Annotated in this window: 21 protein-coding genes; 9 read left to right on the forward strand and 12 right to left on the reverse strand. The window is 66.1% G+C overall.

Annotated features, from left to right (window positions below; genetic code table 11):
* Positions 1-11: 11 nt before the first annotated feature.
* Positions 12-638, forward strand: coding sequence for a helix-turn-helix transcriptional regulator (locus ACN9M2_RS18315; protein WP_426286039.1), 627 nt, complete (start codon positions 12-14; stop codon positions 636-638).
* Between the two features lie 28 nt (positions 639-666).
* Here ACN9M2_RS18315 and ACN9M2_RS18320 read toward each other — a convergent pair whose 3' ends face one another.
* The 4 genes from ACN9M2_RS18320 to ACN9M2_RS18335 form a co-directional block, all read right to left on the reverse strand.
* Entirely contained in the window at positions 667-2238 is a 1572-nt protein-coding gene (locus tag ACN9M2_RS18320) for a methyl-accepting chemotaxis protein (RefSeq protein WP_426286040.1), read from the reverse strand.
* 206 nt (positions 2239-2444) lie between these two features.
* Positions 2445-2711: a DksA/TraR family C4-type zinc finger protein gene (locus ACN9M2_RS18325; protein WP_371024249.1), complete on the reverse strand. Its 267-nt coding sequence runs from the start codon at positions 2709-2711 to the stop codon at positions 2445-2447.
* Positions 2712-2806: 95 nt separating this feature from the next.
* On the reverse strand, positions 2807-4273 hold the full coding sequence (locus ACN9M2_RS18330; protein ID WP_426286041.1) for an alpha-L-fucosidase: 1467 nt from the start codon (positions 4271-4273) through the stop codon (positions 2807-2809).
* 95 nt (positions 4274-4368) lie between these two features.
* Complete coding sequence (locus ACN9M2_RS18335; RefSeq protein ID WP_426286042.1) at positions 4369-4848, reverse strand: VOC family protein; 480 nt, start codon at positions 4846-4848, stop codon at positions 4369-4371.
* 120 nt (positions 4849-4968) lie between these two features.
* Between ACN9M2_RS18335 and ACN9M2_RS18340 the strand changes: the two genes are divergently transcribed.
* Positions 4969-6546 carry an MFS transporter gene (locus tag ACN9M2_RS18340; RefSeq protein ID WP_426286043.1) on the forward strand — a complete coding sequence of 526 codons (1578 nt, stop codon included), beginning with the start codon at positions 4969-4971 and terminating at the stop codon, positions 6544-6546.
* Here the strand turns inward: ACN9M2_RS18340 and ACN9M2_RS18345 are convergent.
* Positions 6537-7484, reverse strand: a complete 948-nt coding sequence (locus tag ACN9M2_RS18345; RefSeq protein WP_426286044.1) for a fimbrial protein — start codon at positions 7482-7484, stop codon at positions 6537-6539. The two genes, ACN9M2_RS18340 and ACN9M2_RS18345, sit on opposite strands and share 10 nt — an antisense overlap.
* Positions 7485-7625: 141 nt before the next feature.
* On the opposite strand from ACN9M2_RS18345, the gene ligD reads away from it, so the two are divergent.
* Entirely contained in the window at positions 7626-10178 is a 2553-nt protein-coding gene (ligD, locus tag ACN9M2_RS18350; protein WP_426286045.1) for a DNA ligase D, read from the forward strand.
* A 47-nt stretch (positions 10179-10225) separates the two neighbouring features.
* On the forward strand, positions 10226-11122 hold the full coding sequence (locus ACN9M2_RS18355; protein WP_426286046.1) for an acyltransferase: 897 nt from the start codon (positions 10226-10228) through the stop codon (positions 11120-11122).
* A 19-nt stretch (positions 11123-11141) separates the two neighbouring features.
* On the opposite strand, the gene bla is transcribed toward ACN9M2_RS18355, so the two are convergent.
* The 4 genes from bla to ACN9M2_RS18375 form a co-directional block, all read right to left on the reverse strand.
* Positions 11142-11936 (reverse strand): subclass B3 metallo-beta-lactamase, encoded by a 795-nt coding sequence (bla, locus tag ACN9M2_RS18360; protein ID WP_426286047.1) that lies wholly within the window; start codon positions 11934-11936, stop codon positions 11142-11144.
* Between the two features lie 213 nt (positions 11937-12149).
* A complete protein-coding gene (locus ACN9M2_RS18365; protein ID WP_426286048.1) occupies positions 12150-13235 on the reverse strand; it encodes a PepSY-associated TM helix domain-containing protein in 1086 nt (361 codons plus the stop codon).
* Positions 13235-15451: a TonB-dependent receptor family protein gene (locus ACN9M2_RS18370; protein ID WP_426286049.1), complete on the reverse strand. Its 2217-nt coding sequence runs from the start codon at positions 15449-15451 to the stop codon at positions 13235-13237. Before ACN9M2_RS18370 ends, ACN9M2_RS18365 begins: the two co-directional genes overlap by 1 nt.
* Before the next feature lie 67 nt (positions 15452-15518).
* Positions 15519-16157, reverse strand: a complete 639-nt coding sequence (locus ACN9M2_RS18375) for an HD domain-containing protein (RefSeq protein ID WP_426286050.1) — start codon at positions 16155-16157, stop codon at positions 15519-15521.
* Between the two features lie 94 nt (positions 16158-16251).
* Between ACN9M2_RS18375 and ACN9M2_RS18380 the strand changes: the two genes are divergently transcribed.
* The gene (locus ACN9M2_RS18380) at positions 16252-17226 is read left to right on the forward strand and encodes a GlxA family transcriptional regulator (protein ID WP_426286051.1); all 975 of its coding nucleotides are present in this window, start codon (positions 16252-16254) and stop codon (positions 17224-17226) included.
* A 34-nt stretch (positions 17227-17260) separates the two neighbouring features.
* On the opposite strand, the gene ACN9M2_RS18385 is transcribed toward ACN9M2_RS18380, so the two are convergent.
* On the reverse strand, positions 17261-17881 hold the full coding sequence (locus ACN9M2_RS18385) for a response regulator (RefSeq protein ID WP_426286052.1): 621 nt from the start codon (positions 17879-17881) through the stop codon (positions 17261-17263).
* A 103-nt stretch (positions 17882-17984) separates the two neighbouring features.
* Here ACN9M2_RS18385 and ACN9M2_RS18390 point away from each other — a divergent pair, with 103 nt between their 5' ends.
* Together ACN9M2_RS18390 and ACN9M2_RS18395 are read left to right on the forward strand one after the other, a co-directional pair.
* Positions 17985-18815 (forward strand): DUF72 domain-containing protein, encoded by an 831-nt coding sequence (locus tag ACN9M2_RS18390; protein ID WP_426286054.1) that lies wholly within the window; start codon positions 17985-17987, stop codon positions 18813-18815.
* 27 nt (positions 18816-18842) lie between these two features.
* Positions 18843-19490, forward strand: a complete 648-nt coding sequence (locus ACN9M2_RS18395; RefSeq protein WP_426286055.1) for a DUF6348 family protein — start codon at positions 18843-18845, stop codon at positions 19488-19490.
* Here the strand turns inward: ACN9M2_RS18395 and ACN9M2_RS18400 are convergent.
* Entirely contained in the window at positions 19465-19899 is a 435-nt protein-coding gene (locus ACN9M2_RS18400) for a putative toxin-antitoxin system toxin component, PIN family (protein WP_426286056.1), read from the reverse strand. The two genes, ACN9M2_RS18395 and ACN9M2_RS18400, sit on opposite strands and share 26 nt — an antisense overlap.
* Before the next feature lie 10 nt (positions 19900-19909).
* Complete coding sequence (locus tag ACN9M2_RS18405) at positions 19910-20917, reverse strand: LLM class flavin-dependent oxidoreductase (protein ID WP_426286057.1); 1008 nt, start codon at positions 20915-20917, stop codon at positions 19910-19912.
* Between the two features lie 196 nt (positions 20918-21113).
* Between ACN9M2_RS18405 and ACN9M2_RS18410 the strand changes: the two genes are divergently transcribed.
* Together ACN9M2_RS18410 and ACN9M2_RS18415 are read left to right on the forward strand one after the other, a co-directional pair.
* On the forward strand, positions 21114-21815 hold the full coding sequence (locus ACN9M2_RS18410) for a pirin family protein (protein ID WP_426286058.1): 702 nt from the start codon (positions 21114-21116) through the stop codon (positions 21813-21815).
* Between the two features lie 25 nt (positions 21816-21840).
* The gene (locus tag ACN9M2_RS18415) at positions 21841-23277 is read left to right on the forward strand and encodes a nicotinate phosphoribosyltransferase (protein WP_426286059.1); all 1437 of its coding nucleotides are present in this window, start codon (positions 21841-21843) and stop codon (positions 23275-23277) included.
* The last annotated feature ends 405 nt before the right edge of the window (positions 23278-23682 follow it).

Below are 23682 nucleotides of genomic sequence, written 5' to 3' on the forward strand. Positions count from 1 at the left end.
GCGCGGGGATCATGACCCGCATGACCGATCACCTTTCCTCCTTCGTCCCGGTGGCCGATGCGATCGCCGCCCTGCTCCGTCCGCATGCGGAAGTGGTGATCCACGATCTGGCGACCGGCACCATCCGCCACATCGCCAATCGCCTGTCCCGCCGCGAACCCGGCGATGCTTCGTTGACGGATGTCGACGACATCATGTCGTTGGATACGCCGGTCATCGGTCCCTACGCAAAGACCAACGGAGACGGGCGCTCGCTCAAATCGGTAACAGCCGTCGTACGCGACGGCCGACGCAAGCCTGTCGGCCTGCTCTGCATCAATCTCGATGTAAGCATGTTCGAGGCCCTGCAATCGGTTTCGAGGGATTTCCTTCGCTTCGCCGACACCAGCGAACGGCCTTCGGCACTGTTTCGCGGCGATTGGCGCGAAGAGATCAACGATGTCGTGGGCCAGTTCCTCGTCGATCGCGGCACCACGCTCGCGGCCATGAGCCTCGCCGAACGGGAGGCGGTCGTCGCCGCGCTGGAATCCCGGGGCTTGTTCGACGTGCGCAACGCCACGGCCTACATCACCCAACTCCTGGGCCTGTCCCGCGCCACCTTGTACAAGACACTCAAGGTGGTGCGGGAGGCTTCGTGAAGCGGGGACCGGCGGTCACCCCGTCTTGTCATGCGGCGTGCCTGGCCAGGGTGAAGTAGGCCACTTCACGGCGCAGTGCCTCGGCGCTTTCGCGCATGGCACGGCTGGCCCCCGCGGCGTGTTCGACGAGCGCGGCGTTCTCGCGGGTGGTTTCATCGATGCCGCGGATAGCGCTTTCGACGCGACTGATGCCATCGGTCTGGCTTCGCGTGGTGCCCATCACCGATGCGAGCAACGTCGACAGGTCGGCGACCTGCTCGCCGATGCCAGACAACACGGTAGTGGCGCCATCGACGGATGCGACGCCCGCTTGCACGGCTTCGTCGCTTGCGGCGATGAGGCCACGAATGTCACGTGCGGCTGCCGCGCAACGTTGGGCCAACGCGCGCACCTCGTGTGCCACCACGGCAAAACCACGGCCGTGCTCGCCCGCCCGCGCCGCTTCAACGGACGCATTGAGCGCCAGCAGGTTGGTCTGAAAAGCCACTTGGTCGACGAGATCGAGCACATCGGCCATGCGTTCGCTCGTATCCTGGATCGCGCGCATGTTCTCTATCGCCGACGTCGCTACGCGGCGGCCTTCATCCGCTTTGACACGAGCCTCGCCCACGGCGCGGTTGGCCGCCGCTGCATGACTCAACCCATCGGAAACCGCGACGGCCATCTCCCGCATCGAAAGCGCGGTGCGTTCCACGTGCCCCGCCTGCGCATGCGTGCGCTCGCTCAAGGCGTCGTTGCCTTGGGCGATACCGGTCGCCGCGCGCGCGACCAGGTCGGCACGATCGCGGACCTGGATCACGACGTTGCAGAGCTGGGCATCCATTTCCGCGAGCGAAGCCAGTAACCGGCCGATTTCGTCGGTCCGTCCGATGTCGACGTGGGCACCCAGGTTTCCGCCGGCGATCGCCGCGGCGACATCGGCGGCCTGGCGTAAACGACGGCCCAGCGAGCGGATGATCGCCACGTCGATAGCACTCGCCACGACCAGCGCGAGGCCGAGCAGAATGGACGACAGCGAGGCGCCGCGGGCGATATCCTCGTGCTGTGCCTCCGCTGCCGCCTTGCCGCCCTCGAGCGCCAGCCCGAAAAGATTGGAGAAGTCGCTTTTCAGTGGCACGACAGCGGACTGAACGTCGTTGGACAGCTGCAGCTGCGCCAGGTCGTACTGCTCGGCCTTCAGCAATTCGAGCACGTCGTCGACGGCCTTGTCGGCCGCCTTCCGGTGCTCGGCCGCCAACGCCACCAGTGTGTGCTGTTCCTTGCCCAGGCCACTGGCGACAAGCGCCTTCCACTGGCGATCGATGTCCTTGCGATTGCCGCCGATTGCCGTTACTGCGTCGTCCACGGCGGAGGGCAGGCGGGTAAGAGTCGCATGCACGAGTGCATCGAGAAGGTCGTTGTAATCGTTCTGAATACGGCCAAGGTTGGCCACCGGGGAAAGGGTTTCGCCAACGACGGATTGAAGCCGCCGGTCGGCCGTGCGCAGTTGCATGCCGCCAACGATCCAGAGGGCCAACAGGAGGAAGGCCGTACCGGCAAGGCGAAGCGACAACCTGGCGCGAAGCGTCAACGTCGGGACGGGGATTCGGGGGAAACGCATGACGGACTCGAAGGGGCATGGGGAACCCCTACTGTCGGCGGAGAACCCGCCGACTTTAGCGTTTTTTCGGATATTTATCTTTTATTTCAATCAGTTGCCATTACGATGACAACATCGGGCCGCAGGAGGAATGCGGCGAGGGCGGGACATGTCCCGCTATGACAGACGAGGATCGCGTGGAACGAAGCCCCTCGTCCTGCGCGCCTTCAACGCAACTGGCTGTCCTTGCTGCCGCGGCGGTTGTAGCCGGTGAATGCCGCGTCTTCGCGATCGGCCGCTTCCTGGCACACCACGCACAGGCGCACGCCCGGCACGGCCAGGCGGCGGGCTTCGGGTATCGGCTTGTCGCATTCCTCGCAGCGCTCCAGGCTCGGCCCTTTCGCAAGGCGGCTGCGGGCGCGTTTCACCGCGTCGTCCACGGTGGCGTCGATCTGGTCCTGCACGGCGGTATCGCCCGCCCATCCGGTTGCCATGGGTCACCTCCCGGCGTTGGCTCAGATGCATGGATATGGTGGCAAGTCGTTGGTTTTAAAGGCGTGAAGCACCGTCTCCCGGCGGCGATCCGGCGTCAGCCGGCCGCCCTCGGTTCATCGTATAAACCAAACTCCGTGATGCCCGGCTGCCTGCCGGCGACGCTGAGCCTGACCCGCTTCGCCGTGGTGCGGGCCACCTCGTGGAACTGGTAGTGCGCGGGCTTCGTGCCGGAGACCACCTCCACCCACGCACCGTCGCGTTCGACTTCCACCTTGTACGACGCGACGCGGCTGGCATCGCCATAGTCCTCGTCGTGCAATGGCTCGACGATGGACAAGGTGTTGAACGACACCGGCGCATCGAAGCGCACTTCGATCCAGCCTTCGTTCTTGCCGCGGTCGGCGAGCCAGTAGGTGCGGAAGTTGTCGTCGAACGCCTGGTCCGGGCCCACGGCCTCGTCGCTCGCACTGGCCCATGCCGGCTTGCCTGCGGCGAGGTCCGGCGTGGTGATCGTCACCGAGCGGCCGATCTTCGCCGCAGGGCCTTCGTTCTTCCACAGCTTGCCGATCTCGGCCAGCCGCGCCACGGCGTTGTCGTCGAAACGGCCGTCACGGTTGGGCGCCACGTTGAGGATGAGGTTGCAGTGGTTGTCGTTGAACGGCTTCAGCCATTCCTCGACGATGGTCTTCGCCGACGCGAGTTCCGACGTGGGATAGGCCTTCTTCCAGAACCAGTCGCTCTGCAAGGTCGTGCCCGATTGCGAGGGCACGGGACTGTCCGGCGGGATCTTCTGCCCCGCGTGCTGCTCGTACTGCTTGATGTCGGTGTAGTAGAGCGCCGTGCCGGGATAGCTGCCCGCGTTGTGGTCGGTGAGCAGGCAGTCCGGCTGCAACGACTTCACCAGGTCGTAGATCTCGCGATACGGCAACTCGGCGTACGAGATGCGCGACCAGGACGCGTTCCAGCCATCGAGGATCAGCGCGGTGAGCGGGCCGTAGTTCGTCAGCAATTCGGTGATCTGCGCCTTGATCAGCGCGATCTTCTCCGGCGTGATCGTGCGCGCACGAATGTCCTGGCGCAGGTCGAGGATGGAGAAGTACAAGCAGACCTTGAGCCCCGCCTTGCGGAACGAATCGACGTAGCGGCGCACGACATCGTGCGGATACGAGGACTGCATGACGTTGGCGCTGCCGGTCCGGGTCGGCCACAGGCAGAAGCCGTCATGATGCTTGGTGGTGAGGCAGGCGTAGCCCATATGGGCGGACTTCGCGGCGCGTGCCCATTGGTCGGTGTCGAGGTGCTTCGGATCGAACAGCTTCGGCGACAGCGTGGGATCGCCCCACTCACGTTCCTCGAACGTGGCGAGGTTCAAGTGGATGAACATGCCGAAGCGGAGATCGAGGAAGGCCTGTTGCAGGGCCAGGAGGCGGCCCGGGTCCACTGCCACGTGATCCCTCGCCAAGGGCGAAGGCGTTGCCGCCATCGTCCGTACCGCGAGCCAGAGGCCACTACTGAAGGCGCCGGCCGCGGCCAACGCCTTCGCGAACTCTCGTCGATTCAATGGACCCACTCCCCGGCTGGCATGACATTCGACTCTCGCCGCGTGGGCGGCTCATGTCAACGCGACCGCGTCACACCTCCGGGCATGCGCGACGATCAGGTCGCCGCCGCCTTTATCGCGGCGATGTCGAGCTTGGTCATGTGCATCAGGGCCGCGACGGAGCCGGGGTTTTGCACCAGCTCCTCGATATTCTGCGGGACCACTTGCCACGACAAGCCGTACTTGTCCTTCAGCCAACCGCAGGCCTGGGCGCGTGGGTCACCCCCCGCCGATAGCTTTTCCCAGAAGCGATCGATCTCGGCCTGATCGTGACAGTGGACGACGAGGGAAAGTGCCTCGGTGAACTTGAACGTCGGCCCGCCATTGAGCGCGGTGACCGGTTGGCCGTCCAGTTCGAAGGCGACGGTCATCACCGAGCCCTCCGGCCGGCCCGATGCCGCCGACGCTTCTCCTGAATAACATGTCGTGCCGACCACCCGCGAGTTGGGGAAGATCGAGACGTAGTAATTGGCGGCTTCCTCGGCCTCGGTATCGAACCAGAGAAAGGGCGTGATGCGCTGGAAGCGACGGGACATGGGATTCTCCTTCGATCGGTGGGCTTTCCCTCGTTCGTCGAACGGGGATACACCAAATCGACAATGCCCGGGCGATGCCATGCAAGGCGTGACCCCCGCTAACGCGCTAGGCTGCCCAACATGACCCTTCCCGGCCCCCACCCCGGCGATCGCGCGACCAGCGGCGACGCCGTCGATTGCGGCGACGCCGCACGCCGCTGGACCCTCGTCGCCGCCATCGTCGGGTCGGGCATGGCCTTCGTCGACGGCACGATCGTCAATGTCGCCTTGCCCGCCATCCAGAAAGCCCTGGACGCCACCACGGCGGACGCGCAATGGGTGATGGAAGCCTACGCACTGCTCCTGTCCGCCTTACTGCTGGTCGGTGGCGTACTCGGCGACCGCTTCGGACGCCGTCGCGTGTTCATGATCGGCACGACGATATTTACACTGGCCTCGCTGGTTTGTGCCGCGGCACCGGACATAGCCGCCCTTATCGGTGGGCGCGCCATCCAGGGTCTTGGCGCCGCCCTCCTCGTACCCGGCAGCCTCGCGCTCATCAGCAGTGCGTTTCCCAAGGAGCGGCGGGGTGCCGCCATCGGCACGTGGTCCGCCTTCAGCGGTATCACGGCGGCGGCCGGCCCGGTGCTCGGCGGATACCTGGTCGAGCATGTGTCCTGGCACTGGGCTTTCCTGATCAACCTGCCGCTCGGCGTGGCGCTCGTGGCGATCTGCTGGTGGCGGGTACCCGAGAGCCGTGGCGGCCTGGCCGGTGGCCAACTCGACGTCAGCGGTGCCGTCCTGGCGACCTTGGGATTGGCGGGCGTTGTTTTCGCGTTGATCGAAGGACCGCTGCGCGGATGGTCCGCCCCATCGGTTGCCGGTGCCGCCTGCGTGGGCGTGGCGGCACTCGTCGCCTTCATCCTGGTGGAACGCCGCGCGACCGCGCCGATGTTGCCGCTGCACTTGTTCCGCAACCGCGATTTCTCGGCGGCCAATGCACTCACCCTGCTGCTGTACGCCGCACTCGGTGGGAGCCTGTTCTTCGTTCCCCTGAACCTGATCCAGGTGCAGGGCTACGGCGCGACCGGCGCGGGTGCCTCCTTGCTGCCCGTGATCGCGATCATGTTCGCCCTGTCGCGCTGGACCGGCCAACTGGTCGATCGCGTCGGTGCCCGCCTTCCCTTGATGGTGGGACCGCTCGTGGCCGCCGCCGGCTTCGTCCTGTACGCGCTGCCCGGTGTCGGCGGGAGCTATTGGACGACGTTCTTTCCGGCCAGCTGCGTGCTCGGGCTGGGCATGAGCATCGTCGTCGCTCCTCTCACCACCACGGTGATGAACGCCCTCGACCCATCGCTGGCCGGTACCGCTTCGGGCGTCAACAACGCGATATCGCGCACGGCCGGGTTACTGGCCATCGCGGTGTTCGGCGTGGTGTTGACCGAAGCGTTCAACGCCACGCTGGATGTACGGCTGGCGACATTGAACCTGGACGGCGACACCGTGCATGGCATCGTGGCGCAACGCGCCAAGCTGGCTGGCATTCAAGTCGCGAACGCCGACGCGCGCCGTGCCGTCGGGGAATCCTTCGTCGCGGGCTTCCGCGCGGTCATGCTCTTTTCGGCCGGCTTGTCGGTACTCTCGGCCTTGGTGGCGGCGCTCGGCCTGAGACGCAGGCAGTCGGTCAGCGCCTCCGTCGATGGCGAGCTTCAACGGTAGGCGACGTTTACCGTGATACTCGCATTCGCAGACCCAGGGGCGAGTGGTTTTCCGGTCGTGCGGTAGCGCGCCCGGAAACCGTAATTGCGGCCTTCCTGCGCCGCGCTCAGGATGAGCGGAGCGGCACTGTTGGGAATGGCCTGGACATCGGGGTCGTCGCTGCGAAGTTCCACGGCGACACCCGTCGCCGCACCGTTACCAGTGAGCTTGAACAAGGAGGCATCGGTCTCGTCGGCCGTGCCGGCAAAGGTCAGGAGGATCTGGGTGGCTTGGGTGCATCCCGTGGCGACCAGCTGCTGCGTGGCCCAATGACTGCTTCCTGCCACGGCGAGGGTGCCGCCTTCGACGTTGCCGATCGGGAAGACCAGGCGGCGGGAGGCGAAGGCACAGGTGGGCCGCTGCGGTTCCACACGTGCATCGAGCAGGTCGACCCAAACCTGGGCTTGGCCGTCGTAACCGGCCCGGGCCAAGGTACCCCTCGTCAGGGAACCTCCTTCGAGGATCGGGCCCGTCTTGATGAGTTGCACGGTGAATCGTGCGTTACTCAGCTTGCCGTCGAAAATCCAGGGAATATGCGAGCTGTACGGCACGACCAAGTCTCCCTGGCCGCTATGGTGGAACTGGATACGGATACCCACGCCGGGCACATTGGTGTCGTAGATTCCGTCTCCCAGGACGCTGGGGGTAGTGAAAACGCCCAGGCTGCCGGTACGCGTCGGCTTGAGGCATTTGAAGCCGGGTGAATCCCAACCGGTGGTGACACGTTCCGCCAGCACGGTTCGCGGTGCCGCATCCGCCGCCGCCTCGACGATACCGAAGGAAAGCGACTGCGGCGTGCCCTGCGATGGATGGCCCAGGCATCCCGCCTGCGACTGGCCTGCCGCAAGCAGGAGGGCGATGGCGACGAGGACGGACCGGTGTATGGATGGCAAGGACATGGAGCGGCTTCCCTGGAAACATATGTCTCGGAAGTCTGCTCAACGACGGACGCGCATCCCATACGACGAATCTGAAAATGCGACGATAGCGCAGGGCCGCATTGCACGGCGCGTTCACCCGGCCTCGCCAACCATCGGCGCATGAGCCTGCAGGACTACCGCCGCAAGCGAAACTTCGCGAAGACCCGCGAGCCCCCGCCGGACGATTCCGCCCTCGGCGGCAACCGGGCCATCTTCGTCGTGCAGCTGCACCACGCTTCACGCCGGCACTTCGATTTTCGCCTCCAGGTGGGCGACGTGTTGCGGAGCTGGGCAGTGCCCAAGGGACCTAGCTACGACCCCAAGGTGAAGCGGCTGGCCGTGGAGGTGGAAGACCATCCGGTGTCCTACGCCAGCTTCGAGGGCGACATCGGGGAAGGCTACGGGAAGGGGCATGTCGACCTGTTCGATCGCGGCGTATGGGCCACGCGAGGGGACGCCGAAGCGCAGATCCGCAAAGGCCATCTCACCTTCGAGTTGTTCGGCAAACGGCTCAAGGGCGAGTGGCATCTCGTGCGCGGCGCGAAGAAAGAGCGCCAGCCCGCGTGGTTCCTGATCAAGGCGGACGATGCCTACGCAGGCGACGTGGAAGCGGATGACCTGCTGGACACGAAGATGCGCGAGAGCACGCGCCGCGCGGCGACGACGCCCGGCTTGCGCGCGGCGGCGAAGAAATCCACCTCACGCAAGAAGGCGCCACCGAAGACGCGCAAGGTTTCGGCCGCCACCCTCGCCAAGACGGCGGCCGCGTTGGATGGCGCACGCAAGGCACGAGCCAGCAACGACTTCTTCGCACCGCAGCTCGCCCGTCTTCGCGAGTCGCCGCCACAGGGTGACGACTGGTTGCACGAGGTGAAGTGGGACGGCTACCGAATCCTGGCGAGCATGGCCAAGGGCAAGGTGATGCTCCGGTCGCGCAATGCCCTGGACTGGAACGACCGCCTGCCGGAAATCGTCGGAGCCATCGAAAGCCTCGGGCTGGACAGCCTGCGACTGGACGGCGAACTGATCGCGCTCGATGTGCAAGGGCGCAGCGACTTCAACGCCCTGCAACGCACCTTGTCGGGTGAAGCGCAGGCACCGCTGGTGTACATGCTGTTCGACCTGCCCTACCTGGAGGGTTACGACCTCACCCGCGTGCCGCTATCCCAACGCAAGGCACTGCTGGAGCGCCTGCTCGCGCACGCACCCCTGCACCTCGCCTATAGCGGACACAACATCGGCCACGGCGACGACGTGTTCGCCATGGCGATGGAACAGAAGCTGGAGGGCATCATCGCCAAGCGTGCGGACGGTGGTTATCACGCCGGGCGCGGTGACGACTGGCAGAAGATCAAGCGACTTGAAAGCGACGAATTCGCCGTGGTCGGTTACACACCGGCGAAAGGTTCGCGCCTGGTCTTTGGGTCGCTGCTGCTGGCCCGTCCGGATGCCCAAGGCGGCTGGACCTATGTCGGCCGCGTCGGCACGGGCTTCACGGACGAGATGCTGCGCACGCTCGGCAAGACGCTGGCGAAAGGCGGAACGAAAAAACCGACGGTAAAGATCGCGCAGATCGACCCTGCCCTGCGCGGGGCGCTGTGGGTGCCGCCGACGGCGGTCGCGGAGGTCTACTACCGTGGCATCGGCAACCAGAACCTGCTGCGCCAACCTAGCCTGAAGGCATTGCGCGTCGACAAGTCGCCGGCGGACCTGCGCGATTCCGACCGCACCGCACCGGCGCCTGCGACGAAAGGAACGAAGGCAAAAGCCAGGGGCGCTCCGGCCAAGGTGGGCGCCGATGCGATCGTCATCACCCACCCCGATCGCGTGGTCTTCCCCGACGATGGAATCACCAAGCAGGACGTGGTGGATTACTACCGGACCGTCATGCCATGGATGCTCCCCGCGATCGCCGACCGGCCGACCTCGACCATCCGTTGCCCGGGTGGCATCGGTTCGCCCTGCTTCTTCCAGAAGCACGTGATGGCCGGACTGGAGCACGTGGGTACGGCGAAACTGAAAGAAGAAACGGGGGCACAGGCGGTGTACCTGTATCCGCGTGACGAGGCGGGCATGATCGAACTCGTCCAGTTCGGCGCCGTGGAATTCCACCCGTGGGGTTCCCATGTTGGCTCGCCGGACCTGGCCGACCGCGTGGTATTCGATCTCGATCCCGGCGAAGACGTGGACTGGCGGCGAGTGGTCGCGGCGGCTCGCATGGTGCGCGGGTTACTGGATAACCTCGGTCTGGTCTCGTTCTTGCGCACCACCGGCGGCAAGGGCCTGCATGTGGTCGTACCGCTCAATCCCGGCGCCGGCTGGGACACCGTGAAGACGTTCGCCCGCGGCTTCGCGGAAGCGATGGCGGCCTTGCATCCGCTGGAATTCGTGGCGACGGCCACCAAGCGTTTCCGGCACGGGAAGATCTACGTGGATTACCTGCGCAACGGGCGCGGCGCCACGGCGGTGGCCTCGTATTCCTTGCGCTCACGTCCGGGGGCGCCGGTGGCGGTTCCCTTGCGCTGGGAGGAATTGGGCAAGGTCAAATCCGGCGATGCGTTCGACCTTCGCAGCGTGCCGAAGCGCCTGGCGCGCTTGAAGAAGGACCCCTGGGACGGGATAGACAAGGTCCGCCAGGACCTGGCTTCGGTGAACGAGAAGCTGGGTGCCTGACCCGCCCTGCCCTGTAGACTCGGCATTCCTCCCCCACCTGTCCTTCCATGTTCGCGAAACTCCCCTTCTTCCTGCGCGTCCCCCTTGCCTGCATCCTGCTGTTCGCCAGCACGGTGTGCCATGTGCTGCCGCTGCTCGTCGTGACGGGACTGCGCCTGATCGTTCCACTGGCCTCGCTGCGTCGCTCCATCGGCGCCGTGCTGGTCTGGATCGCGGAAAGCTGGCTAGGGTTCAACGGCTGGCTATTCGGCGCGTTCACGCGCACGCGCTGGCAGGTGGAGGGCATCGATGACCTCGGCCGGCGTGAGAATTATCTGGTGGTGTGCAACCACCAGAGCTGGGTCGACATTCCCGCGTTGCAGAAGATCTTCAACCGCCGGATTCCGTTCATGCGCTTTTTCCTGAAGAGCGAACTCATCTGGGTACCCTTGCTCGGACCGGCGTGGTGGGCCCTCGATTTCCCGTTCATGAAGCGCCATTCGCGGCAGCAACTCGAAGCGCGGCCGGAACTGCGCGGCAAGGACCGCGAAGCCACCCGCCGCGCCTGCGAGAAATTCCGGCACCTGCCGGTATCGATCATGAACTTCACCGAAGGCACCCGGTTCACGCAGGCCAAGCACGACGCGCAGAAATCGCCGTACACCCACCTCCTGCGCCCGAAGGCCGGCGGCGTGGCCTTCGTGATCGACGCCATGGGCGACGCGATCCGCCAGGTGCTCGACGTCACCATCGTGTATCCGGGAGGCCCGAGCACGATGATGGACATGATCGCCGGCAGGATCCGCGAGATCCGCATCCACGTTCGCCGCCTGCCGATCCTTCCCTCGCTGCGCGGCGACTACGAAAACGACGACGCGTTCCGCGAACGCTTCCAGGGCTGGGTGAACCAGCTCTGGGCCGAGAAGGACGCGCGCATCGCCGCCATGCTGGCGAAGCCCCTGTAGAAACAGCGGCTAAGCAGACTTACCGCTTGGCTTCCTTGGCGAGTTTCTCGTCCAGCCGTTGGCGGCCGGCTTCCGCGTATGCCGCGCACGTCTTCCCCTCGCCTTGCGAAGGATGCGGGGTGATCAGCATGTCGCAGGGCAATGCCGCGACGCGTTCGAAGGTCTTGCGATATTCCGCCACGTACGAAGGATGGTCGCTGTAGCGATAGCCGTCGGCGGAGAAGGCGAACAGGCTGTCGACATAGGCGATCGTCTTGCATGCCTTGCCCTCGCACGATGTCCACGTCCACGCCGTGCCGCCGGGCGTGTGTCCAGGGGTGATGTGTGCGGTCAACGCGAGCGTGCCCACGCGTACCACGGTGCCATCGTTGATATCACCGATGGCGTCCACCTTCGCGTACAGCGGCGCTTCGCCGTGCTGTGGATCGGTGGGGTCGTCACCGCCGAGTTGCATCTCCTTCGCACCGGCAGGCGTGGCGCGCACGGTGGCCCCGCTGTCCTTCGCGAACTGCGCGATACCGCCGGCGTGATCGAAGTGCGCGTGCGAGTTGAGCACGAGCTTGACGTCCTCCACGCGGAAACCCAGCTTGCGGATGTTCGCCTCGATGAGTGCGACGTTGTCGGCCATCGGCACGTCGATCAGCACGTGACCCTGGGGCGAGGTGACCAGGATGGCCGAGAGGCCCTCCGTGCCCACGTAATAGGTGTTGCCGTAGATCTTGTGCGGCGCTACGGGTGTGGTCCAGTCCCCGTTGTCCGCCGCGAAGGCGGGCAAGGCGATGCAGGCGGCGAGGGCGAGCAGGGTGCGGCGCATGGGGAGGTTTCCCTTGGAAAGACGGGTGGGAGGATAAACGCGGGCATGAGGCGACGGCGGGCCGATATCGGGGCGAGCCGGGGGCGTGTTGCCCGCCTTCGCCGCTGAAGCGGCTCCCACAAGGGGTTGAGGCGACTCGCGGAAGATCGGGACAGCTTCCAGGTGGGCTTCGGCGGTTTCCGCACGGCCGAACCGCTTTCACCGGTGAAGGCCTTAAAGAACGCGGGATCTCCGGCGCGTGCGCGCACGCCAGAAGAGGAATCCGGTCACCAGCAGGAACATGGGAAGCAGGCCGGTGATGCAGGCGACCACGCGCCAGGCCATGCCGCCCACGGCGGCCGAATGGATCGGGAACAGTGCGTCGGCGAGGCGTCCGCCCGGCCCGAGTGTCGTCGCATCCACGCCACCGATCACCGCCGCCGTGCCGGGGTCCATCCACAGGGAACTGCGTCCGGCGAGGTTCCATTCACCAGGGCGGCGGATGCGCAGCACCACGCTGCCATTGTCTTTCGATGGCAAGGTAACGCGCGTGAGTTGCGCTTCCGGCGCCGCGGCCTGGGCGGCCTGGAGTACGGCTACCCAATCGATCGGTGTCCGGGCGGGCAACAACCTGGGTGGCTTCGCGGGTGCGGGTTCGCCAAATGCCGCGGCGAGCCCGCTACGCACGGCGCCGCGATAGGCCATGGTCGTCCCCGTGCCGACCATCACGATCAGCAAGGGCAGCGCGGCTACACCGACAAAACGGTGAAAGCTCGCCCAGCGCAACACCGGCGGATTCGCATGGGGTTTCAGATGCTTCAGCGCACGCCGGCGGCCGGGCCAGTAAAGCCATACGCCGGAAAACAGCATGAACAATCCGGTGCACGCGACGACACCGAGCACCGTCTCGCCCGTTTCACCGGTCAACAGATGCGTATGCCAGTCGAGCAGGATGAGCAGCCCGTCGCCGGACTTGCTCCGGCGCAACAGCAGCTCGCCCGTGCTCGCGTCGAAATAGCTGCGGTTGCCTCCCCGCTCCTGCGCTTCCCACACCGGCAGTTCCGCATCGGGCAGCGACAGCCCGCGCAGCCCCTTGCCCTCGGGCGACGAGAGAATCGCCTGCAACGACCTGCCTTGCGTGGCGAGATCCGGCAACGGGCGCGATGCCAGCTCCGGATGTCCCGCGGCGAACAGCGGCTGCTCGAACAACAGCACGCTGCCCGAGAGCGTCACCAGCGCCAGCAGCAGACCCAGGCTGAGCCCAAGCCACAGGTGCAGGGTCTTCAGCGCGGAGCGGAAGCGGCGTGGCGAGGGCGTCATCAGAAATCCACCGACGCCTGCACGAAATAGGTGCGCGGCAGGCCGACGTAGATGCCGTCGTTGTTGTCGGTCGAGCGCGTGAAGTAGCGCTTGTCCGTGAGGTTCTTCACACCCACGCCCAGACGGAGGTTCGATGCCGACGGCCCGAACGCATATTCCGCGCGCGCATTCCACGTGGTCCAGCCGGGGATGTCGCCGAGGTCGCCTTCGGGCGAGGGCTCGGTGATGTATTCCGTGGGGTTCGCGGGATCGAAGCTCGGCGAACCCGGCGAATGCTGCTTCGACTGCGCGAACGCGTCGAGGTTGAACGTCCACTGCGCGATGCCATAACGCAGGCCGAGGTTGGCCGTGCGCCGCGAGTAGAACGGCAAGTCGCGGCCTTCGAACGAGCCATGCTTGTAGAACGCATGGGTGTACGTGGCCGTACCCCATAACGTGAGGCCGTCCAGCGCGTCGCTGAAGGCGCCCAGGTCGACATGCGCCGCGGATTCGATGCCCTTGTGCGTCGTGGCGCCGAGGCTGGTCCATCCTTCGTACGAGTCCGGCACATTCGGCAGCTTGCCGACCAATTGCAGCTCGTGGTCGAAGTTGATCCGGAACAAGGAGATCTCGCCGCCCCACGCCTTCGTGTCGTAGCGCGTGCCGATCTCGTACGTGCGCGCCGTCTCGGGTTTCAGTCCGGCGGCGAACTGGTTGTTCGAATCCTTCTGCCCGATCTGGAAATACTGCAACGAACCGAACGAGGTTTCCGCGTTCGCGTAGAGCTTCAACGCGTCGCTCAGGTGGTAGATGACATTGAGCGATGGCAACGGCTTGGAATAATCCTTCTGCCGCTCCGTCGGCCCCCTCACGACCACCGTCGCGCTGGGATGTGCCTGCCACTCGCTGTCGATGCGCTCGTAGCGGATACCCGGCGTGATCGTCCAGTTTCCCGCGTTGATGGTGTCGTCGACGTACAGCGCGTGCGCCTCGTTGCTACCGGTGTTGTTGCCGGAAAGCACGTAGGGTCCGCCATAAGGGAAGCTGTCGTAAGGGGTGTAGGACAGGTTGGAAACGTAGCGGTTGTTGCGCAGGGTGCGTTCGTGCATCGCCTCGCTGGTATAGCGGTAACCGACGCCGATCTCGTGGGTGACCTGGCCCCAGTCGAACAGCTGCGAATAGCGCGGCTCGATGGAGAACACGTGGTAGTTGCGCGGATAGGCGATGAGCTGGTGCGTATAGCTTCCGTTCGCGTTCCGCGTGATCGTCTCGATGTGGCTGCCGCGGAAGCTGTCCGAGTAGTACGTCTGCACTTCGAAGCTACGTCGGTCGTCGACGTGGCTGTACTTCAGCACGTAGTCCGTGCGGCGGCCGTGGAAATCGTCGAACGGACGGCGGGACTGGAACGGGTCCGCATCGTAGTCGGCCTGGTTCAGGCCACCGGGCATGCCGGCCTGGCCGTCGTAGTGATGGATGCTGCCGGTGAGCGTGTCCTCGGGGGAGAAGGCGTATTTCGCCTTGAGCATCACGTCGTCGATGCTCTCGTTGTCCTCGTGCTCGCGGAAGCCCGGGCCATGCAGGCCGTTGTAGAGCAGGGCGAGGCCAAGCCCGTTGTCCATCGTGCCGCCCACGAAGGCGTTGGTGTTGGTGCGGATGCCGCCGTGCTCGCCACCCTGCATCTGCACGCCGGCGCTTCCGCCGAAAGCCTGTGGGATGTCGCGTGTCACGAAGTTGATGATGCCGCCCACGTTCTGCGGCCCATAACGCACCGACCCGCCACCGCGGACCACGTCGACCGCCTGCAGGTTGCCGAGGCCGACCGGCGCCATGGACACCTGGGGCTGGCCGTAGGGCGCCACGGCGATGGGCACCCCGTCGAGCAGGATGGTGGAGCGTGGCGAAAGGCGCGAGGTGAGTCCCCGCACACCCACGTTGAGCGACACGTCGCTGCCGCCCGTGCCGTTGCTTTCCTGCACCTGCACGCCGGGAATGCGGCGCAGGGCGTCACGCAGGTTCACCGCGCCGGCTTCGCGCAGTTCCTCGCGGCGCACCACGGTGCGGGCGCCGGGGTGGTTCGCCACCGTGTTGCTGGCCGCTTCTCCCAACCAGTTGCCGACCACCTTGACGCCTTCCAGGTCGGTGGACGGCGCGGGTGGCGGGGCTTCCTGGCCCGCCGCGACATGCGCGGCAAAGGCGCTCGCGAGCGCCAGGGCGAGGGTGGTGGGACGGAAACGCATGAGGCGGCCTTGCTATGAGCGAAAGGCCGCCATCGTAAGTGCGAATGATTATCAGAGCAATCAGCGCTCAGCTTGGCCAATGGTTGTGCAGGATGCACTGGACGAAATCGGTGCGCCGGAATCCGGGCTCCGCGTACGCCATGACGTCGGCCTTGACGTTGCCGAAAGTGGTCTCCGGCTTGGCGCGGACGCCGTTGTAGAAGGCGTCGACGATGCCGGTCTTGAAGGCTGGCCCCCGCGGGTGGACTTCGGCGACCTTCTCGCGATCGGCGGACTGGACGGTTTCGAAGCCCAGCCCGAGCACGTCCATTTCCACGCCGGCCGTCAGCAGGGCGATCTCGGGCTTCATGTGCCGCGGGATACCCGGGGTGGTGTGGAGGGCGATCGACGCCCAGACCACGTCGATCTCGTCCTGCGCGATGCCCTTGCTCGTCAGGAACGCCCGCGCGGCGTTGGCGCCGTCCACCTCGAAGCGTTCCGTCTTGCTCGCATAGGCGGGCATGAGGCCCATGTCGTGGAACATCGCGGCGGCATAGAGCAGTTCCGGGTCGTAGGCGAGCCCCTTGGCCTTGCCGGTCAAGGCGCCGAACAGGAACACGCGGCGCGAGTGGTGGTAGAGCAGGTCGGTCTCGGTGTCGCGGACCAGGTCGGTGATCTCGCGAGCCAGGGCGCTGTCGGGGATGGCGATGCCGGCGATGGTGGTCATGGCGGGAAGCCTCATGGGATGGGGAACCATTGCACCGCGCGCCGACCCCGTCATGATTTGACGTGATGTATCAAATCCAGACATATTGCGCGCCATGCGGCCGCCACCCCTGACCATCGCCATCCTCGCCCCGGCCGGCGTGCAGATGCTCGACGTCGCCGGCCCGGCGGACGTCTTCGCGGAAGCCAACCGCCAGGCGGGCCGCGAGGTGTATCGGGTCATCACCGTCGGCATGGCGCCCCTGGCCGTGGCCGCGTCGTCCGGGCTCCATTTCCTGCCCGACCGCAGCGTGCTCGACGACATCGAGCCCCTGAACACCTTGCTCGTCGCGGGCTCGCCCGACCTGCCACGCGCCGCGGTGGACCTGACGGCGGTGGCGTGGATGCGGCGACACAGTGAAAGGGCCCGACGCTATGGCTCGATCTGCAGCGGCGCGCTGCTGTTCGCCCATACCGGCTTGCTCGATGGGCGCCGCGTGACCACGCACTGGCGCGTTGCGTCCTTGCTGGCCGAGCGATATCCATCGCTGGAGGTCGAGGCGGATGCCTTCGTCGTTCGCGACGGCCCGGTATGCACGGCGGCCGGTGTGACGGCTGGCATGGATCTCGCGGTGGCCCTGGTCGAGGAAGATCTCGGGCGGGATATCGCCATGGCGGTGGCCGCCGAACTGGTCGTGTTCTACCGGCGGCCGGGCGGGCAGATGCAGTTCAGCCGACACGGCGATGCCGCACCGGCGGGACGCGGCGCCCTGCAGGAACTACAACGCTACGTGGTGGCCCATCCCGCCGAACACCATTCGGTGGCATCCATGGCGGCGCGCGTCGGCATGAGCGCCCGGCATTTCGCGCGCATCTTCCAGCATGAGGTGGGCATGACGCCGGCCACCTTCGTCGAGGCGATGCGGGTGGAAGCGGCGCGCCGCCTGCTGGAGCACGGTCATGAAAGCCCGAAGAGGGTTGCCGTGCGCTGCGGCTATGCCGACGCCAACGGCTTGCGCCGCGCCTTCATGCGCCGGGTCGGGGTCACCCCGGCCGAATACCGCAAGCGTCACGCCCACGCGCGGGCTTGACCCCTCTCTCGTTGATCGCGATCGGACACCTGGCTCAGAGTTCGATGATGCCCCGGCGCAGGGCGATGGCCACCGCATGCGTCCGATCGTTCGCCTGCAACTTGGCCAGGATGCTCTTCATGTGCGCCTTCACCGTTTCCTCGGCGATGCCGAGGGCCGTGGCCACATCGCGATTGGACTCGCCACGGGCGACGTGGGTGAGTACCTGGGTTTCGCGAGGCGTGAGTTCGTCGTCATCCGCGTGGCCCGCCATTTCCTGGGCGATTTCCTCCGGGACGCGGCGCTTGCCTTCCATGATCTGACGGATGGTGACCAGCATGTCCTTGCGCAGCTCGCTCTTGAGCAGGTAGCCCTGAGCGCCGGCACGGAAGGCGCGCAGCGCCTGTACGTCGCCCCGGTACGTCGTGAGAACGAGGATGCGCGCGTCGGGAAATTCGGCGCGGATCGCCTCGATGGCGGCGATCCCGCCGATGCCGGGCATCTGCAGGTCCATCAGGGTGAGGTCCGGACGATGCGTGCGATAGCGCTCGATGGCTTCCTCGCCCGAACTCGCCTCGCCCACCAGTTCCAGCCCTTCCTGCCCCTCGATCACGGCGGCGATGCCCTCGCGCAGCAGGGGATGGTCATCGACGGTCAGGATGCGGATGGACGGCATGGTCGGCTCGCGGGAAACTCGGAAACGGCGAGTATCGCGCAATGTCACGGCGCGCCGCATGTAAAGACGAACCCTCCACCTCACCCTTGCGAGCATCGTTCCCATGGCGACCCAACGCGCTCGAAGCAAAGCCCCCGCGCGGGGACACATTCGTACCGGCATGGGAGGTTGGACCTTTCCACCCTGGCGCGGCGTCTTCTATCCGGAGGGGCTCGTGCAGAAGCGTGAGCTCGAATACGCCAGCCGCCAGGTTCGCGCCATCGAGATCAACGGTACCTATTACCGTTCGCCCGAGGCCGCCACCTATGAAAAGTGGGCAGCCGAAACGCCGGAAGGCTTCATCTTCTCGGTGAAGGCTCCGCGACACATCGTGCAGACCAAGGCCCTGTCCTCCACCGGCGAGCGGATCGGCCGCTTCCTCGACGGTGCGGTCGCGCTGGGCGATCGGCTCGGGCCCTTGCTCTGGCAGTTCCTGCCCACGCGAAAGTTCGACGCCGACGATATCGCCGGTTTCCTCGACCTGCTGCCCGAGAAGCACGCCGGCGTAGCCCTTCGCCACGCCGTGGAAGTGCGCCACGACAGCTTCATGGATGAGCGCTGGCTGGAACTCGCGCGCGAACGTGGCGTGGCGACGGTGTTCACCGACTCGCCGAAATATCCGTCCTTCGCCGACCTGACCGGCCCCTTCGTCTATGCACGATTGATGCGCAGCGTATCGAGCGAAACGAACGGCTATCGAGCGAAGGACCTCGCGGTCTGGGCGGAGCGCGCGGCAATTTGGGCAGCGGGAGGAGACCCGCCCGACCTGCCGCATGTGGGGCCGGCCGCTTCCAAGGCGGCCGCGCGGGATGTCTTCGTCTACTTCATCTCGGCCGCGAAGGAACGGAACCCCGCGGCAGCGGTCGCACTCGATAAGCTGACCGACAGCGCATAATCGCCCTATCCCCAGACCGGACGAACCATGGACCGCCTCATCCAGAACCACCTGATCGATCTATTTGCCGAGCATGGCGTCGAACTCGAAGCCGACGAAGACTGGCTGCTTACCGAAGGCGAGGATTTTCCCGCCATTCGCGGCATCTGGCACGAGGGCGCCGGCGACGGGATGGGCCGCCTCGACATCGATATCGTGCTCGACGAGGAGCGCACCATCGAGGAAAGCTTCGGCGGCATCGGCGGCGGCAAGGCGGGATGCCGGGATGCACTGGACGGTTTCGCACGTAACGATTTCCACGTCGTGCTGGCGGCCTGCTGGCACAGGGTGAACGCGAAGAAGCTCGCTGTCCGCGAACTGGTCGCCGGCGTGCACCGGTTCACCCTCTACATCGGCGACTTCACGCTTCGCGGCGAGAAGGACGCACCGCTGGAGATCCCGGAGGATGGTCTGTCGGCGTTGGAGGCGGCTATCGCCACGGCACCGCTCACGGCCGACGTGCATTGGATACGCGTGTTCTACGGCAACGTCGGTGACGGCAAGACCCAGGTCGAGGTGCTGCTGGACAACGAACCCTGGGCGGCGGGCCACAAGGCCATCGCATCGGTGGATTGGCCGCAGCACGAGCGTTACTACAGCCTGCGCAACTTCATCGCGTTGGTGCCGATGGACTGAAGCTCCAATCCTCGGGCTTCACGATCTCGAAAAGGCCGTCGCGCCTCGTGCGACGGCCGAGGCGCAACACCTCGGCATCGCGCGAGAACACCACCGCCGCGCCCGCGGCGGCGGCCAATTCGAGGAATTTCTGGTCATCGGGATCGCGGCAGCGTGGCAAGGGCACTGCCACCAGCGATGGCGGCAACAAAGTCACCGAGGCATCGAACCGGGCGATGGCCCCCGCGATGCTCGCCTCGTCCAGTTTCAACACCGGGTAGCGCAGCACCGCGAGCCACTCGTCCCGGCAGTCGGCTCGCGTCACGGCCTCGACCTCGCCAGCCGCCATCGCCGCGACAAGCCGATCCGCGCGCGGATCGGCGAAGACGAAGGCGTCCAGGCACACGTTGGTATCGAGGACGACCCTCACGGACACCGGCTCAGGCCGCCGTACGGCGGGCCAGCTCCGCGTGCTGCTCCGCGACGATCGCGTAGGAACGCTTGCGCGCCTCGTGGTCGAAGATCTGCGCGGTGATGATCAACTCGTCGGCACCGGTGCGCTCGATGAACGCGGCAAGGCCTTCGCGTACCGTTTCCGGCGAACCGACCACGGCACACGACAAGGCGTGGTCCACCTGCGCCTTCTCCATCGGCGTCCACACGCCCTCCATCGAATTCACCGGCGGCGGCAACTGGCCCGGCGCGCCACGGCGCAGGTTCCAGAAGGCCTGCTGTTGCGAGGTGAACAGGCGGCGCGCTTCCTCGTCGGTGTCGGCGGCGACCACGTTGATGCCGAGCATGGCGTAGGGCTTATCGAGCACGTCGGACGGCTTGAACATCGTGCGATACACCTCCAGCGCCTTCATCATCAGGTCCGGCGCGAAGTGCGAGGCGAAGGCGAAGGGCAGGCCGAGTTCGGCGGCGAGGCGCGCGCTGAACAAGCTGGAACCGAGCAGCCAGATCGGCACGTTGGTGTCCATGCCGGGCACCGCGCGCACCGTCTGCCCGGGTTGCGGCGGTCCGAGGAAGAATTGCAGTTCCTGCACATCGTCCGGGAAGCGGTCGTCGCTGGGACCGAGCGAACGGCGCAGCGCACGCGCCGTGCCCTGGTCGGTTCCCGGCGCGCGTCCCAGGCCCAGGTCGATGCGACCCGGATACAGCGAGGCGAGGGTGCCGAACTGCTCTGCGATCACCAGGGGTGCGTGGTTGGGCAGCATGATGCCACCGGAGCCGACGCGGATCGTGCGGGTGCCCTCGGCGATGTACCCGATGACCACCGACGTGGCCGCGCTGGCGATGCCCGTCATGTTGTGGTGCTCGGCGAGCCAATAGCGATGGAAGCCCAGGGCCTCCGCGTGGCGGGCCAGGTCGCGCGAGTTGCGCAGCGATTCGCCAGGCGTCGATCCACGGGGAACGGGGGAAAGGTCGAGCACCGAGAACGGGATCATTCGGGAATACCTCGCAAGGGGGAGGCGGCGTGGCACCGCCGATCCGTCCCACATGGGCGCAGGGGTTTGGTTTGCAACCCTGCAAGGCGCTTCCGGGGAAACAATCCGTTCCGGAAAGCGATGCTCCGCGGCGAATGGGTCGGAGGAAAATACACCCATCCACTCATCCAGTCCGGTATTCCCGGGGGAGCACGACATGATCGACGTCCGCCGCTTCACCAGTCTTGGCGGTGCCAACCACGGCTGGCTCGACGCCAAGCACCACTTCTCGTTCGCCTCGTACCACGATCCCAAGCGCATGGGCTGGGGCGCGCTGCGGGTCTGGAACGACGACACCATCGCCGCCGGTACGGGCTTTCCGCCGCACCCGCATTCGGACATGGAAATCATCACCTATGTTCGCGAAGGCGCCATCACCCACGAGGACAGCCTGGGCAACAAGGGTCGCACCGAAGCGGGCGACGTGCAGGTGATGAGCGCCGGTACCGGCATTCGCCACGCCGAGTACAACGCCGAGCCCGACGCTACGCGGATCTTCCAGATCTGGATCATTCCGGACGGCAAGCGCGAGGCGCCGGCCTGGGGCACCCGGCCGTTCCCGAAGGGCGAGCGCTCTGGCCGTTTCGTGACCCTGGCCAGCGGCATCGCGGGCGATGAAGACGCGTTGCCGATCCGCACCGACGCCCGTGTACTGGGTGCCAGCGTGAAGGCAGGCGAGACCGTGGAATACGCGCTCGCTCCCGGCCGCTACGCCTATATGGTTCCGGCGGCCGGCTCGGTCGAAATCAACGGCATCGCGCTGGACAAGGGCGATGGCGCCGCGATCCGCGATGAAACGGCGCTGCGCATCACCGCCACCAGCGATGCGGAACTGGTGCTCGTCGACACCGCCGCCTGATGAAGCGAGGGGTATGCTGTGGGTCATGACGACCCACGGCACACCCTATCTCGACAATCCCATCCTCGACACCGACAGCTACAAGGCCAGCCACTGGTTGCAGTACCCGCCAGGCACCGATGCCACGTTCTTCTACGTGGAGTCGCGTGGCGGCACCTATGAAAGCACGGTGTTCTTCGGCCTCCAGGCCGTCCTGAAGGCGCGCCTCGGCCGTCCCGTCACGCATGCCGACGTGGACGAAGCGCGCGATTTCTTCGCCGCCCACGGCGAACCCTTCAACGAGGAAGGCTGGCGCTACATCGTCGACACGCACGGCGGCCGCCTGCCGGTGCGCGTGCGCGCCGTTTGCGAAGGCAGCGTGGTGCCGACGCACCAGGTGCTGGTCACGATCGAATCCACCGACCCGAAGGCCTTCTGGCTGCCTTCATACCTGGAAACACTGCTGCTGCGCCTCTGGTATCCGGTGACGGTCGCGACGATCAGCTGGCAGGCCCGGCGGACGATCCTGCACTACCTCGAACGCACCTCCGACGACCCGGCGGGCCAGATTCCCTTCAAGCTGCACGACTTCGGCGCCCGCGGCGTATCGAGCGCGGAATCCGCCGGCCTCGGCGGCATGGCCCATCTGGTCAACTTTCTCGGCACCGACACCGTCTCGGGTGTGCTCGCCGCGCGCACGTATTACGGCGAAGCGATGGCCGGCTATTCGATTCCCGCCGCCGAGCACAGCACGATCACCAGCTGGGGCAAGGAACACGAAGTCGACGCCTATCGCAACATGCTTCGCCGCTTCGCGCGTCCCGGCTCGCTCGTGGCCGTGGTGTCGGATAGTTACGACATCTACCACGCCATCGTCGAGCACTGGGGCAAGACGCTGCGCGAGGAAGTCATCGCCTCGGGCGCCACCGTGGTCGTGCGGCCTGACTCCGGCGATCCGGTTGAAGTCGTGCATCGTTGCGTAAGCCTGTTGAACGAAGCCTTCGGCAGCACCGTGAACGGCAAGGGCTATCGCGTACTCAACCACGTCCGCGTGATCCAGGGCGACGGCGTGAATCCGGAGAGCATCCGCGCCATCCTCGAACGCATCACCGCCGCGGGCTACGCCGCCGACAACCTCGCCTTCGGCATGGGTGGCGCGCTCTTGCAGAAACTCACCCGCGACACGCAGAAGTTCGCGCTGAAATGCTCGGCCGCACGCATCGACGGCACCTGGCACGACGTATGGAAGGACCCGGTCACCGACCAGGGCAAGCTTTCCAAGCGCGGCCGGATGACCCTCCTTCGCCATCGCGAATACGGCAGCTACCGCACCGTGCCGCTACCCGACGACGCCGTGTCGCTCCCGGCCGATGCGATAGAGCCCGGTTGGGAAGAAGTCATGCAGACGGTGTGGGAAAACGGCGAGCTGAAACGCGAATGGTCGTTCGCCGAAGTGCGGGAAAAGGCTGCCACAGGCCGCTGACGGCCCCCCCCTTGTGGGAGCCCCAGAAAAAACATGGCCCTCACGCTCACGCGGAGGGCCATGGCGACCGTCCCTTGGTCTGGTGGCCGTAGCCACCCCGAACGCGGCCCGGCAAAGCCGGCGCGGCGTTACCGCCGATGAAGGGGGGGATCGATCCTGGCGCTAGGGACGGACGGCATCCTGCCGTCGGATCGGTCATCGGCGATTCGTTCGCCCCGCCCGACAGCCGGGCTGGGCACGGACCTAATGGTTACGTAGGTCGACCGACGACGGATATAGGAGGATTCTTAAAATTAGTGCCTATTTGCCTCGGCAGGTCTCAGTGAACCCTTACGTTCAAGCGGGGACCCGGTCGTCGCGCCGTTGTTCGTGGCGTGGCCGTTCCGTGCGGGAGGAGCGCGGGGG

Origin of the sequence: Luteibacter sp. E-22 (assembly GCF_049913125.1) — a bacterium.
Taxonomy (GTDB): Bacteria; Pseudomonadota; Gammaproteobacteria; order Xanthomonadales; family Rhodanobacteraceae; genus Luteibacter.